A 13,383-nucleotide genomic window follows, 5' to 3' on the forward strand; every position below is an offset into this window, starting at 1 on the left:
TTAGGGGTGGTTCGTAATCGCATTCATTTTACAGTAGTCAACATAACTTAGTCTTGATATTTCATCACAAGGCACCTCCGGGCTTTGGAAGGTTGGTTTTTGCATATCGATCAGTTTAAATCCGTTCTTATTACAATGATCTGCCAGGGTGTATATTCCCAATGCCATGGCCTCACTGTCAGGTGCCCAGATATACTCTCCGAAGAATATCCTGCCAATAGCAGTACCAAAGAGCCCGCCGATAAGTTTACCTTCTTCCCGGATAGCGAATAGTTTCAGGTAATTTCTCTGCTGCAACTCAGAAAAGATGCGGAACATGCGTTCTGATAACCATTGGGAATCCATCTTTTCTTTTATGTTCACTACTGTTTGCAGGTGCCTTAAAAGGTTTTCAGCGTCTTCGGTGGGCGTCACTTTTAATGTTGGCCTGACAGTTCTAAGCTCCGGTTGGGGGCTTTCTACCGGCAATTGCAATACCATTCTCGGATCAGGAGACCACCATTTGATATGCTTCATAGGGTGGTGCCAATAGTAGAGCCCATTATTATAGGCCTTTAAAAGTATATCAGCATCAATATCACCGCCTACAGCCACGAGTCCGTCGATATCGGCAAAGTGGGCGGGCGGAAATTCGGTTGCTCCTTTTTTAAGTTCAAAATACGGCATAGTCTCAGGTGTTATCGGGAGGTCTTAGTTCATCAAGTTCTCCAAGCTGTTTCAGCACCTCAAAGGTTTTTTTAGCCTCCTCTTCATCTACAATACTTATGGCAGCCCCGACATGAACCATTACATAGTCATTCACCTTTGCCTGGGGAACCAGGGTGAGACTTACATTTTTAATAACCCCGTCAAACGATACTTTCCCGGTTCTGAAAGTATCGTCCAACACCTGGTCTATAGCAATTAATTTTCCTGGTATTGATAAGCACATTATTATTTTATTTCCGGGGTTGCTTTCATCTTTTTCTCCAACCATTCATACCATTGGTCCATACCCTCGCCGGTGGTGGCTGAGACTTCTATAAACTCCAGAGACGGATTTACTTTTAGGGCATTCTCCTTAAGCTCGTTCAGATCGATGCCAAGGTAGGGCAGCAGGTCTGTTTTATTAATGATGCATACCCGGGAGGTCAGGAACATGTCAGGATACTTGATAGGCTTGTCGACCCCTTCCGTGGTTGAGATGATCACAATGCGATCGGTTTCCCCGAGATTGAACATGGCCGGGCACACCAGGTTGCCTACATTTTCTATGAACAGAATACTGTTTTGATCAGGATCCAGTTTTTTTACGGCCCTGTATATCATATCACTTTCCAAATGACACCCTTTTCCCGTATTGATCTGCACTACGGGGATATCATGGGCAGCAATGCGGTTTGCATCGTTTAATGACTGCTGATCGCCTTCGATCACATAAAAGGAGAAATCATCTTTCTTATCCGTCAGCGTACGTTCTAATAAACTGGTCTTACCCGATCCCGGAGAACTCACCAGGTTTAAAGCAAGTATATTCCTGCCTTCAAAATAGCCGCGGTTGCGCGCTGCCATTAATTCGTTATGTTGCAGCACATCCTGCTCTACCGCGATCACCTTCTGTTTATGATCGTGTTGGTGATGATCATGCTCATGCGTATGTCCGTTTCCATGATGGTGGTCATGGTGATGTTCATGACCATTTTCGTGATGGTGATCATGGTGGTGATGATCATGATGATGATGATCATGGTGATGATGTTCTTTACCCAGCAGAATGATGTTATTCTCATCTCCTCCGCAGCCACATGTTCCGCACATAATATTTCAATTTAAATTATTCTACTTCCAGGGCCTGTACCCTTAATTCCTTTCCCTGAATGATCCCTTTCAGGTAGCTGTTGCATTCCGGACAGGGATCATATACCTGTTTTACTGCAAATTCTGTGTCGCATTCCAGGCAGGTTGCTTTGCCTTCTATTTTATTTACCCGGCGTTCTGCAGTTTCCAATACGGTATCTTTTACTGCCATAGGCCATACAAAGTCAAGGGCTTCAAATTCAATGCCTGCCAATTTTCCGATATCCAGATCGATGCGCAGGATCTTATGGGCCCCTGATTTTTTCAGTTCCTGTCGGGCAATTTTAACGATCCCCATGGCTATTGATAATTCGTGCATTGTGGATTTTTCAGTGATACTCCGTGTTATAATCAATATTAACAACTAAAAAAGGAGATAAACATGACAACAGTCAGATTTTTAACAGTTTAGGAATGGTATTTTTAAAGGACTTTACCAAAAACCACTCCAGTAAATACCAAACATATGGCAACCAGGAAAGAAGGGAGGGAGACCTATTATGAGAGCATTATCAAGCAGGGGTACAGCCGGCGTGACTTTATGAAGTTCGCCACTTATATCGCAGCCTATATGGGTGTCGAAACCTCCATGATAGGGCAGGTGGTCAATTCTCTCGAAACCACGTACAGGGTGCCTGTGATCTGGGAGCATTTTCAGGAATGCACCTGTTGCAGTGAATCCTTTATCCGATCTGATCACCCTATTGTGTCTGACATTATTCTCAACAAGATCTCTCTTGATTATACCCTTACCCTGATGGCCGCTTCAGGCCACCAGGCAGAGAAGGCCAAGCACGATACCATGGAAAAATACAAGGGTGAATACATTTTATGTGTAGAGGGCTCAGTACCTATGGGGGCCGATGGTAATTATTGTTGTATAGCCGGCCGATCGGCTAAGGATATTCTCCTGGAGGCTGCAGAAGGAGCAAAAGCCATCATTGCCTGGGGTAGTTGTGCTTCTAATGGTTGTGTACAGGCTGCCTATCCTAACCCTACTGATGCCACCCCTATTCACAAGATCATAAAAAACAAACCTATTATACGCGTTCCCGGGTGTCCGCCCATAGGGGAAGTCATGGCAGGGATCATTGTGCATATGGTCACCTTTGGCAGGCTGCCTGAATTGGATCAGATGGGCAGGCCTAAGGCTTTTTATGCGAAACGCGTTCACGATTCCTGCTACCGACGACCTTATTATGATGCCGGACTGTTTGCAGAATCATTTGATGATGAAAATGCCAAGAAAGGATATTGTCTCTACAAAGTAGGCTGCAGGGGGCCTATGACCTATAACTCCTGCGGTACCATTAGATGGAATAATGGAGTGAGTTTCCCTATTCAATCCGGGCATGGATGTATTGGCTGTAGTGAAGATGACTTTTGGGATAACGGACCCTTTTATGAGCGTCTTACAGGGCTGGACAGGTTTGGTATTGAAAGTTCGGCAGATCAGATAGGAAAAGTAGCAGCCGGTGTGGTGGCCGGAGGTATAGCAGCCCACGCCATTGCTGTCAATATCTCTAAACGCAAAGAGCTTCGTACCCGGACCAGGGGCGGCAGGGAAAACGAACAAAATTTAGACCTCTAAAAAATAATCATCATGGCAAACAGAATAGTAGTTGATCCGGTTACCCGAATAGAAGGCCACCTTCGCATAGAAGTAGAGGTCAAAGACGGGAAGATCACAGACGCCTATAGCTCAAGTCCGATGGTAAGAGGGTTGGAGAACGTTGTAAAGGGCAGAGATCCCAGAGATGTGTGGGCCTTTGTACAGCGGGCCTGTGGTGTGTGTACCACGGTGCACGCCCTGGCTTCAGTGCGTTCTGTAGAAGATGCCCTGGGAATTACCATCCCGCCAAACGCCGAGATGGTACGCAATATCATGGAAGGAGCCCTTTATATGCATGACCATACTGTCCATTTTTATCACCTGCATGCCCTTGATTGGGTTGATGTGGTTAATGCGATAAAGGCTGATCCTGCAAAAACCTCCGAATTAGCACAGAGCATTTCTCCATGGCCAAAAAGCTCGGTGGGGTATTTTACCGATATCAAGAAAAAGATCACCCGTTTTGTAGAGAGCGGGCAGTTGGGAATTTTTGCTAATGGCTATTGGGGGCATCCGCAGATGAAATTACCTGCTGAGGTGAACCTGCTGGCAGTAGCGCATTATTTGGAAGCCCTTGAATGGCAAAAGGAGATCGTAAAAGTACACACCATCTTTGGTGGTAAGAACCCACACCCTAATTATCTGGTTGGAGGTATGGCCTGTGCCATAAATACAGAAGATCCGGGCGGACTCAATGCAGAGCGGCTGGCCTATGTTGGTAAGCTTCTCGAAGAAGGGAAACAGTTTATTGAGCAGGTGTATATTCCCGACTTGCTGGCCATTGCTTCGTTTTACAAAGATTGGGGCGCTATTGGGAAAGGATTCGGAAACTATATGTCTTATGGAGATTTTCCGGTGAATGGGTACAACGATCCTTCCGGCTTTAAGTTTCCTCAGGGGGCTATCCTGAATTTTGACCTCTCCAAAGTTCATGATGTTGATCGAAGAAACAACGATATCGAAGAATTCGTGAATAATTCCTGGTACGAACCTTATGGAGAAGGTGCTGATACCGGAAGACATCCCTGGGAAGGAGAAACCAATATCAATTATACCGGACCGCAACCACCTTATGATCAATTGGATGTGAGTGACCGCTACAGTTTTATAAAAACTCCAAGATGGAAGGGCCATCCTATGGAAGTAGGGCCGCTCTCCAGAATGTTGGTAGGCTATGCCCGTGGCAATAAGGAGATCCAGGAGATCGTGAATGCAAGTCTTGTGAAACTCGATGTTCCTGTGGAGGCCTTGTTTTCAACCCTGGGAAGAACGGCTGCAAGAGGCATTGAAACCCAATTGGTGGCCAATTGGACCATGGAATTTTATGATACCCTGATCAACAACATCAAGAACGGAGATACCCGAATGGCCAACGCTAAAGAACGGGAGCCTGAACGATGGCCGCAGGAATGCAAGGGGGTAGGGCATACCGAAGCGCCACGTGGAGCCCTGGCACATTGGATTCGAATCAAAGATCAAAAAACAGAGAATTATCAGTTGGTGGTGCCCTCTACCTGGAATGCATCTCCCAGAGATCCGAAAGGGCAGCGATCGGCCTATGAATCGACATTGCTGGGCACTCCCGTGGCCGACGTAGAACTGCCTTTGGAGATCATTAGAACCATACATTCATTTGATCCCTGTATCGCCTGCGCAGTGCATCTTTACGATGAGCATGGAAAACACATATCTCAGGTATCCAATGTTGCCGGATGTGAGATCTAAATTGAGGTTATGAGAACAAAAGATTTTAAACGGGTTTATGTTTGGGAGCTCCCTGTGCGCATCTTCCACTGGGTGAATGTCATGTGTATCGTGGTTCTTGGAGCAACGGGGTTTATGATCGCAGATCCACCGCCCATCATGTCTGCAGCAGAAGCCAGTGAATCTTTTTGGTTCGGCACCATCAGGGCCATTCATTTTGGTACGGCCTATATATTCTTTTTCAATATGCTCATGCGTATCTACTGGTCGTTCGTAGGGAATCGTTTTGCCAGCTGGAAACAGTTTCTTCCTTTTACCAAAAAGGCCTGGCATAACTTTATACACGTGGTCAAGATAGATGTACTGCTTCAAAATGAAAAGAAATTTGATCTGACCAATATTTCGGTAGGACACAATAGTGTGGCTGCGTTCTCATACCTGGTGCTTTTCTTCCTGGCCCTTATCCAGGTATTTACCGGGTTTGGTCTCTATGCCGATAATTCCGGGTGGTGGTTACCTAAGTTATTTGCCTGGGTACCCGATTTCCTGGGAGGCGATTTTATTACCCGCACCATTCATCATGTAACTACCTGGCTGTTCATCCTCTTTACCCTCGTACATGTATACCTGGTGTTTTACCACGATTGGCTGGAAGGCAGGGGAGAGGTTTCTTCCATGTTCGGGGGATATAAGTTCGTACGGGATGAAAGGGTGAAGGAAAAAGTAGAGCAAACACAACCTGAAGAAGAATCAACAATAGAGCAATGTTAAATTAAAATATACACCCTATGGAACCATCTCATCAACAACCAGTGGCTATAAGCAGCGATTCATTTTTTTATGAAAAGGACAAATCGGATACGACCCTCATTTTGGGGGTGGGTAATTACCTGATGGGAGATGAAGGTGTTGGCGTTCAGGTTATTCAGTATATGGCCAGGCAGGAGCTGCCTCCAAAAACTGATATCCTGGATGGAGGTACAGGTGGTTTTCTGTTGCTCAATTGTTTTGAGGCTTATAAGAATATCATTTTTATCGACGCCACTATGGATGGGAAACCTCCGGGAACGGTTCGTTTACAGAAACCCAAATTTGCATCCGATTTTCCCAGCGCCCTGAGTGTTCACGATGTAGGGTTAAAAGATATGATCGAAGCGGTGTATTTGATGGATCTTCAACCGGAGCTTTATCTGATGACCATCTCTATCTCCGAGATCTACCCGATGAGCACCACCTTAAGCCTGGCTGTAAGGAATGCTATTCCCAAGGTTACTAAAATGGCCTTTACCATGGCCAGGACACTGGCTGCCAAGACTGAAGTCTCGTGAAGGTAACACGAAAGATAACGATCTGCGGATTGGTACAGGGCATTGGGTTCAGACCCTTTGTACACCAGGTGGCAGATCGTTTTCATCTGAAAGGCGAGGTGTGCAACAATGAGAAAGGAGTACAGATACTCGTTACCGGAGATCAGGCAGTAATCGATGACTTTTACAACGAACTATTGCATTATCCCTATGAGTTGGCCAGGATAAGAAGTTTTAAGATCGAACCACATCCGCTTCAGAAATTCACAGTCTTTCAAATCGTTCCTTCCCCTGAAGGCAAAACCCTCAATTTGCCTTTTACCCCGGATATGGCTATTTGTAAAAAATGTTCGGAAGAACTTGAAGATCCTTCAAACAAACGCTTTTCATACCCATTTACTGCCTGTGTGGAATGCGGACAGCGTTGGGCCATAGCAGCGGATTATCCTTTTGAAAGAGCGCATACCTCCTATCGCGATCATCCCATGTGCGATTCCTGTCAACATGAGTATACCACCCTGAAAGATCGCAGATATCATGCCCAGACGATCAGCTGCCCTGAATGTGGATTCTATTGCTGGCTGGAAGCTGATAAACAACCCCTGGCAGTTACCGGAGAGGAAGTTTTTAAGGAGGCGGCTGAAAAATTACAACAGGGGCAGATCCTTGCCGTAAAGAACAGCTCAGGATTTCTGCTGTGTTGTGATGCTTCAAATGAAACCTCCGTTAATCAATTACGAACCCGTAAACATCGTCCTTCCAAACCTTTTGCAGTGCTCTTCCCCGATATGGAACAGGTGAAGGAAGTGGTTCACTGTGCTGAGAAGGCAGCACAAGAACTAAAGGGAAGGGTGAGCCCCATAGTGATCCTTCCTATGAGGAAGAAACCCGAAAGGCAGCTGGCCTTTACTGCCCTTGCTCCTAACCTGGAACACCTTGGGGTCATGATACCCTATAACGGAATCCTGAAACTATTAGCGGCTGCCTTTGGAGCCCCCCTTGTGGCCACCAGCGGAAATTTACATGCCATGCCTGTTATAGCTGATAATCAGGAGGCCTTGAGTAAGCTTGCGGAAGTGGCAGACGTATTTTTACTGCATAACCAGTATATCATAAACCCTCAGGATGATACGGTGGTAAAATTCACTCCCAAACACCACCGACAGATTGTATTCAGAAGATCACGGGGATTAGCCCCTAATTACTTTGATGCTCCTTATACCACCGAAAAGAAATGGGTGGCTATGGGCGGTGAATTGAAGTCGGCCATTGCAATGATACCCAATAGCTATTTATACATCAGTCAATATCTCGGAGCTCTTGGAAGCCTGGAAACGTATACCCGATACCACGCTGTACTTCAAAGGCTGCAAAGCATGTTCAGATTTACTCCTGATATTGTTCTGGCCGATAAACACCCGGCTTATCAAAGCCGTGCTGAAGGGAAAAAGCTGGCAGGGAAATCAGGTGCAGAATTTCAGTTAATACAGCATCATAAAGCACATTTTGCCGCTGTACTGGCTGAAAACAACCTTTTCGATCAACCTCATGATGTACTGGGGGTGGTGTGGGATGGCACCGGATATGGTGACGATGGACAGGTTTGGGGTGGAGAGTTTTTTCGGTATGAAGATCACAGGATCAGCAGGCTGAGCCATCTTGAATATTTTCCGTGGATCGCAGGTGATAAAATGGCAGTAGAACCTCGTGTAGCTTTGCTGGCCATGACTGATGATCCAGAGGTGTTAAAATACCTATCTGAAGAATTCTCACGGGAGGAATGGACAGTCTACCAAAAGTTAAAAGAGAAAAACACCCTTAGAAGCTCTTCAATGGGTCGCGTTTTTGACGCAGTGGCAGCCTTACTGAAGATATGCCATCACAATAGTTTTGAAGGGCAGGCCGCTATGCAATTGGAAGCACTTGCGGAAAAGGCAGATCCTGAAGAAGCTGTGGCCTGGAACGATCTGGTGGCTGACGGAGATCTGAATCCGGCTGCGCTTATCAGCCGGGTATTCAATGAATTACAGCAAGGTTATTCGCCTGAGGTATTGGCCATGAGCTTTTTGAAAACCCTGGGAAGGTTTATCTTTAAGGTAGCTGAAAACTACCATTTCAATCACCTTGCATTTAGTGGAGGTGTATTTCAGAATGCCATTCTCACTGATCTGGTTATTGACGAGGCAGGGAATAACTACAAGCTGTATTTTCATAAAGAGTTAAGCCCTAATGATGAGAATACATGCTTTGGGCAATTGATGTACGCCCTTAACTGTAAACAGGAAGAAGATGAAGTATCTGGATGAATATCGCGACCGGGATGCCACCAGGGTTTTTCTAAAACAGATCCGGGAAACGGTAACCCGCCCCTGGAAGATCATGGAGATCTGCGGAGGGCAAACCCATGGATTGGTTAAAAACGGACTATTAGATCTGCTCCCTGATGAGGTGCAAATGATACATGGCCCCGGTTGTCCGGTCTGTGTGACCCCGAAAAGCCTAATTGATATGGCGGTTCAGCTCATGGAAAAAGGAGTTGTTGTCTGTTCTTTCGGAGATATGGTTCGGGTACCGGGAACCACTAAAAGTTTATTGCAGGCAAAAGCCGAAGGAGGCGACCTCAGAGTGCTTTATAGTCCTATAGAAGCAGTAACCATAGCCCGTGACAACCCTGAAAAAGAAGTGGTTTTTTTCGCTGTAGGCTTTGAAACAACCGCCCCTGCTGACGCCCTTTCTGTATTGCATGCAAAAAAGGAGGGACTTACCAACTATTCGATACTGGTTTCTCATGTGCTGGTGCCTCCGGCCATGGAGGCTATCCTGGCCGATGAGCATGCTGTCATTGATGCTTTTCTGGGAGCAGGGCATGTATGTGCCATCATGGGTACGACCGCTTATGAGCCATTAGCCCGAAAATATCAAATTCCTATTGTGGTTACCGGATTTGAACCTCTGGACCTGGTTGATGGCATCTACAGGGCAGTAAAACAGTTGGAAGCAGGCAAGTATAAGGTGGAGAATCAATATTCAAGGGTGGTTCGCAAGGAAGGGAACCTCGAAGCCAGAAAGGTGATCGAAACTGTGTTTGAGGTCGCTACCCGTGAATGGAGAGGTATTGGCCCCATTCCCGATAGTGGGTATAGGCTTCGGGATGCCTTTGTCGATTTTGATGCAGAACTTAAATTCGGAGTGTGTTCTGATACGGCTGAAAACACATCCGGATGTATTGCAGGCGAGATCCTGAAAGGGTTAAAAAAACCACATCAATGTCCGTATTTCGCAAAAGAGTGCACCCCTGCGAAGCCCCTGGGGGCCCCTATGGTATCGTCTGAAGGGGCTTGTGCAGCCTATTATCATTTTTCCGATCACCTGATTAAAACCTGAATTGAAATGGATAAAAAAAAGATCGAGCTGGGACATGGCAGTGGAGGCCTTCTTACCAGAGAGCTGCTGGATGAATTGATATTCTCTACCTTTCGTAATCCGTATATTGATCAAAAGCATGACGGGGCGGTACTTCCTCTAACAGGGGAGGTGGTCATCTCAACAGATAGTTTTGTGGTGTCTCCCATATTCTTTAAAGGAGGGGATATTGGAGAGTTAGCGGTAAATGGCTCTGTCAATGATGTGGCTATGTGCGGGGGCATACCCAAGTATCTTTCTCTTGCTTTTATTATTGAAGAGGGATTGCCGGTGGAAGATCTGAAAAAGATCTTACAAAGTATCAGCATAGCGGCTAAGCGTAGCGGTGTTGAGGTGGTTACCGGCGATACAAAGGTGGTGGAAAAAGGCAAGGGTGACCGAATCTTTATTAATACCACTGCTGTCGGAATGAAGCATCCGGGGGCTGATATTACCATGTCGAGAATTCTGCCCGGCGACCAGATCATTGTAAACAACAGTTTGGCGCAACACGGTATGGCGATTATGTCTGAACGGGAAGGGCTTGCTTTTGAATCAGCTATTTCCAGTGATACCACCAATCTTAATTATGTAGTCTCTGATATTCTGGATCGTTTTGGAACACAAATACATTTGTTAAGGGATGCAACCCGTGGTGGTGTGGCCGGAGTGCTTAGCGAGATCGCTGTAGACACATCCCTGGGAGTATTTCTGAAAGAAGAAGCGATTCCTCTTCAAAAGCAGGTGGCAGCTGCCTGCGATCTTCTGGGGCTTGACCCCTTGTATGTAGCCAACGAAGGGGTGTTCCTTGTGGTTGCTCACCAAGACATTGCCCATGATCTGCTGGAAGCGTTAAAAGTACAGGATCCGGAAGCATCGCCTGCCATTATCGGAGAGATTACTACAGCTCATCCTGAAATGGTTGTTTTGGAAAGTAAAATAGGAGGCCGAAGAGTGGTAACTCCTTTGATAGGAGAACAACTGCCGAGGATCTGTTAATTGATCAAGATCCAGTAAATCCCGATCGCAATGGCTGCTATTCCCGAGATAATCCGCAGTGATTTCATAAAGTTTTTCTTGTTGGCAGAGGAAGGAAAAGAACTGATTTTTCCTAATGCAAAGGTGAAAATGACCATGGCAGCCACAGTTCCAATGGCAAACCCAATGATGTAAAAAACAGACTCAGACCTGGACTCAAACCCCAGGACAGGGAGAAAAAGAATAAAATGGGCAACCCCGGCCAACCCGTGAAGGGAGCCGATAGAGAAAGAGGCCAGGTGATCTTTATTACCATGAGTATGGGGCCTGTGAGCAACAGTTCCGGCGTTCGGCGCAAAGGCCTTGATAAGAGCCCAAATTCCGATTCCGATCAATACGAACCCTACAAGGGCCTCACTGTAAGAAGAGATCACTTCAAGAGGAGGAAAGTCCTGCAGCAGGGTAAATAATACCCCGACCAACAACATACCTGCCAGGTGCCCCAGTCCCCAGAATAACCCTATTTGCCAGCTTTTTGCCGAACCTCCTACGGCCAATGGGGCCACTGCGGCCAGATGATCCGGCCCGGAGAATACATGGGCGGCTGCGGCAAGGCATCCGGTAATGATGGCATAACTAATATTCATGACTGAAATTCGATGAACCCTGTTAAAACTACAAAATTTATGCCCTTCATTTCCTGATATTTGACAGCTTATCCGCCCGGTATCAGATCGAGATCTGTTTTTCGGGATCGAAGGATTCAAACCAGGAAAAATGTTTATCGATCACCTGTTGCTTTTGAGATTCTACATATTCCAGGTAAGCTTTACTGGCGGGAGTTAATTCCTTATCTGAAAGCCACACCAATTGCCAGTAGGTAGTTATGGGTAGTCCTTTGATAGGAATGATCTGGAGATCACCTTTTTTAAGGTCATTTCGTATGCCTATCAGAGGCATGATAGAAATACCCAACCCTGCAATCACCGCTTGTTTTACGGCCTCATTAGAAGTAAGGGCGATCTGTTTATGCGAATCTACCTCATGCAGTCGAAGGTAATCCTCCATGGCCCCCCGTGTAGCTGATCCCTTTTCACGAAAAATAAGGGAGGTGTCTTCCAGATCTTTGGGTTTGCGAATCTGATATTCTTTTCCTGAGGCACCCACCAGGCATAGGGTGTTTTTCATGAGCTGAATGGTGTTTACCTTAAGCTTTTCGGGAATAACCGATACCATAGCAAAATCAACCTCATTATTGTTCAGAGCTCTTATCACCTTTTGCTTATTGGTAACGTCCATGGTCAGGTCAAGTCCGGGATGCCGATTCATGAACTCGGAGAGAAAATACGGCATCACATATTTAGCTGTAGAGGCTATGGAAATTTTCAGCTCACCTGCCAAATACCCCTTATAGGCCATGGTCTGGTGCTTCATCTGCTCCATTTCCCTGACGATACTCCTGGCGTGTTTTTCCACCTCTCTTCCAAAAGGGGTTATATATAATTTGCGTCCGATGACCTCGGTAAGAGGTACATCGAATTGATCCTGCATGTTTCTAAGTTGTATGGATACAGCAGGTTGGGTGAGAAATAACTCTTCTGCTGCCCGGGTGATACTTCCCAGTTCGGCGACCTTCAAAAAGATCTTCATTTGATGCAAAGTGAAATCCATAATTTTTTATTTATGTAAAGAGTAATAAATATAAATAAAATATTATGAAAATTACCTAGCATATTTGCCCACTCCAATGCCATCCTATTGGTGATCGGGAATGAACAACATGAGGTGGAGAGACGGCTAAAGCGATAAATGAAGCCGACCTGACCACGTGAAAACAGGTATCCCGGGTTTCGGAAATCTTCTTCTTCTTTTTTCTTTATTTATATCGGAGCCCGGGTTTATTTTAATCAGAAGACATTTCTGAACGCATATTATCCTTTAGATCATCAAGTTTGTCAAGGATCTTTTTCTTGCCCTTTTTCAATTTAACCCCCAGGAAAATTAATGCGACCCCAGCCAAAAGAAAACCTATTCCCATTACCCAAACCAGAAAGGAAACCGCAAGGTAGGGTGTGGCTGCTATGGCCAGTCCGAGTAGAAGGGTAAGAAAACCATTAAAGATCACCCAGCCTTCTCCTTCCATTTCTTTGCGCAATCTTAGACCCATCAGGATGCGGTTGATACCGATAAAGATGAACCAGAAAGCTACGGCCAGTCCGATAAAAGTCATAGGGATTTCCGGGGATACGAAGAGAACCGCTCCAACGATTAGTCCCAGTACACCCTCCAGAAGAAACCGCCATTTATGTTCCCTTTCTTTCCATTCGCGAATGGCTGTGATCAGGGTAATAATACCGTCCAGAGCGATCATGATGGCGAACCACATGACGATACTGGCAGCCGTAGCGGTTGGATTGCTAAACATTAATAATGCAAGGATGATCAGAATAATACCTTTAAAGATGAGGGCCTTCCAGCTGTTTGCAAGAGATTTTAACATAGTGAATGAATTTTTGGTTTTGTCTTATTTAGTTGATTGCCGAT

General features: G+C 45.7%; 14 protein-coding genes. 7 read left to right on the forward strand and 7 right to left on the reverse strand.

Annotation, left to right across the window (positions count from 1 at the left end; genetic code table 11):
* The 4 genes from E7Z59_RS10725 to E7Z59_RS10740 are packed head-to-tail and all read right to left on the reverse strand — an operon-like array spanning position 1 to position 2,155.
* Positions 1 to 666 (reverse strand): GNAT family protein, encoded by a 666-nt coding sequence (locus tag E7Z59_RS10725; RefSeq protein WP_136336353.1) that lies wholly within the window; start codon positions 664 to 666, stop codon positions 1 to 3.
* A gap of 4 nt (positions 667 to 670) precedes the next feature.
* Positions 671 to 931, reverse strand: coding sequence for a HypC/HybG/HupF family hydrogenase formation chaperone (locus tag E7Z59_RS10730; protein ID WP_136336354.1), 261 nt, complete (start codon positions 929 to 931; stop codon positions 671 to 673).
* Positions 932 to 933: 2 nt separating this feature from the next.
* Positions 934 to 1,797 carry a hydrogenase nickel incorporation protein HypB gene (hypB, locus tag E7Z59_RS10735; protein ID WP_136336355.1) on the reverse strand — a complete coding sequence of 288 codons (864 nt, stop codon included), beginning with the start codon at positions 1,795 to 1,797 and terminating at the stop codon, positions 934 to 936.
* Between the two features lie 16 nt (positions 1,798 to 1,813).
* Positions 1,814 to 2,155 carry a hydrogenase maturation nickel metallochaperone HypA/HybF gene (locus E7Z59_RS10740; RefSeq protein ID WP_136336356.1) on the reverse strand — a complete coding sequence of 114 codons (342 nt, stop codon included), beginning with the start codon at positions 2,153 to 2,155 and terminating at the stop codon, positions 1,814 to 1,816.
* A gap of 147 nt (positions 2,156 to 2,302) precedes the next feature.
* Between E7Z59_RS10740 and E7Z59_RS10745 the strand changes: the two genes are divergently transcribed.
* From E7Z59_RS10745 to hypE, 7 genes are read left to right on the forward strand one after another with little or no spacing between them, the layout of a single operon-like run.
* On the forward strand, positions 2,303 to 3,427 hold the full coding sequence (locus E7Z59_RS10745; RefSeq protein WP_136336357.1) for a hydrogenase small subunit: 1,125 nt from the start codon (positions 2,303 to 2,305) through the stop codon (positions 3,425 to 3,427).
* 12 nt (positions 3,428 to 3,439) lie between these two features.
* The gene (locus E7Z59_RS10750) at positions 3,440 to 5,173 is read left to right on the forward strand and encodes a nickel-dependent hydrogenase large subunit (protein WP_136336358.1); all 1,734 of its coding nucleotides are present in this window, start codon (positions 3,440 to 3,442) and stop codon (positions 5,171 to 5,173) included.
* 9 nt (positions 5,174 to 5,182) lie between these two features.
* Positions 5,183 to 5,923, forward strand: a complete 741-nt coding sequence (gene cybH, locus E7Z59_RS10755) for a Ni/Fe-hydrogenase, b-type cytochrome subunit (protein ID WP_136336359.1) — start codon at positions 5,183 to 5,185, stop codon at positions 5,921 to 5,923.
* Positions 5,924 to 5,940: 17 nt separating this feature from the next.
* Complete coding sequence (locus E7Z59_RS10760) at positions 5,941 to 6,480, forward strand: hydrogenase maturation protease (RefSeq protein ID WP_136336360.1); 540 nt, start codon at positions 5,941 to 5,943, stop codon at positions 6,478 to 6,480.
* Positions 6,477 to 8,765: a carbamoyltransferase HypF gene (gene hypF, locus E7Z59_RS10765; RefSeq protein ID WP_136336361.1), complete on the forward strand. Its 2,289-nt coding sequence runs from the start codon at positions 6,477 to 6,479 to the stop codon at positions 8,763 to 8,765. Before E7Z59_RS10760 ends, hypF begins: the two co-directional genes overlap by 4 nt.
* Positions 8,749 to 9,843, forward strand: coding sequence for a hydrogenase formation protein HypD (gene hypD / locus E7Z59_RS10770; protein WP_136336362.1), 1,095 nt, complete (start codon positions 8,749 to 8,751; stop codon positions 9,841 to 9,843). Before hypF ends, hypD begins: the two co-directional genes overlap by 17 nt.
* A gap of 6 nt (positions 9,844 to 9,849) precedes the next feature.
* Entirely contained in the window at positions 9,850 to 10,860 is a 1,011-nt protein-coding gene (hypE, locus tag E7Z59_RS10775; protein ID WP_136336363.1) for a hydrogenase expression/formation protein HypE, read from the forward strand.
* On the opposite strand, the gene E7Z59_RS10780 is transcribed toward hypE, so the two are convergent.
* The 3 genes from E7Z59_RS10780 to E7Z59_RS10790 all read right to left on the reverse strand — a co-directional run bounded on the left by E7Z59_RS10780 (position 10,857) and on the right by E7Z59_RS10790 (position 13,339).
* A complete protein-coding gene (locus E7Z59_RS10780; RefSeq protein ID WP_136336364.1) occupies positions 10,857 to 11,486 on the reverse strand; it encodes an urease accessory protein UreH domain-containing protein in 630 nt (209 codons plus the stop codon). The genes hypE and E7Z59_RS10780 overlap by 4 nt on opposite strands.
* Positions 11,487 to 11,568: 82 nt before the next feature.
* A complete protein-coding gene (locus tag E7Z59_RS10785) occupies positions 11,569 to 12,510 on the reverse strand; it encodes a LysR family transcriptional regulator (protein WP_136336365.1) in 942 nt (313 codons plus the stop codon).
* A gap of 232 nt (positions 12,511 to 12,742) precedes the next feature.
* Positions 12,743 to 13,339, reverse strand: coding sequence for an HdeD family acid-resistance protein (locus E7Z59_RS10790; protein ID WP_136336366.1), 597 nt, complete (start codon positions 13,337 to 13,339; stop codon positions 12,743 to 12,745).
* Positions 13,340 to 13,383 lie beyond the last annotated feature (44 nt).

This window comes from Robertkochia marina (assembly GCF_004799345.1).
Lineage (GTDB): Bacteria > Bacteroidota > Bacteroidia > Flavobacteriales > Flavobacteriaceae > Robertkochia > Robertkochia marina.

Bases quoted from the DNA above. Each gene is read 5' to 3' on its own strand.
- E7Z59_RS10725 (WP_136336353.1), bottom strand. From the start codon at position 666: ATGCCGTATTTTGAACTTAAAAAAGGAGCAACCGAATTTCCGCCCGCC.
- E7Z59_RS10730 (WP_136336354.1), bottom strand. From the start codon at position 931: ATGTGCTTATCAATACCAGGAAAATTAATTGCTATAGACCAGGTGTTG.
- hypB (WP_136336355.1), bottom strand. From the start codon at position 1,797: ATGTGCGGAACATGTGGCTGCGGAGGAGATGAGAATAACATCATTCTG.
- E7Z59_RS10740 (WP_136336356.1), bottom strand. From the start codon at position 2,155: ATGCACGAATTATCAATAGCCATGGGGATCGTTAAAATTGCCCGACAG.
- E7Z59_RS10745 (WP_136336357.1), top strand. From the start codon at position 2,303: ATGGCAACCAGGAAAGAAGGGAGGGAGACCTATTATGAGAGCATTATC.
- E7Z59_RS10750 (WP_136336358.1), top strand. From the start codon at position 3,440: ATGGCAAACAGAATAGTAGTTGATCCGGTTACCCGAATAGAAGGCCAC.
- cybH (WP_136336359.1), top strand. From the start codon at position 5,183: ATGAGAACAAAAGATTTTAAACGGGTTTATGTTTGGGAGCTCCCTGTG.
- E7Z59_RS10760 (WP_136336360.1), top strand. From the start codon at position 5,941: ATGGAACCATCTCATCAACAACCAGTGGCTATAAGCAGCGATTCATTT.
- hypD (WP_136336362.1), top strand. From the start codon at position 8,749: ATGAAGTATCTGGATGAATATCGCGACCGGGATGCCACCAGGGTTTTT.
- hypE (WP_136336363.1), top strand. From the start codon at position 9,850: ATGGATAAAAAAAAGATCGAGCTGGGACATGGCAGTGGAGGCCTTCTT.
- E7Z59_RS10780 (WP_136336364.1), bottom strand. From the start codon at position 11,486: ATGAATATTAGTTATGCCATCATTACCGGATGCCTTGCCGCAGCCGCC.
- E7Z59_RS10785 (WP_136336365.1), bottom strand. From the start codon at position 12,510: ATGGATTTCACTTTGCATCAAATGAAGATCTTTTTGAAGGTCGCCGAA.
- E7Z59_RS10790 (WP_136336366.1), bottom strand. From the start codon at position 13,339: ATGTTAAAATCTCTTGCAAACAGCTGGAAGGCCCTCATCTTTAAAGGT.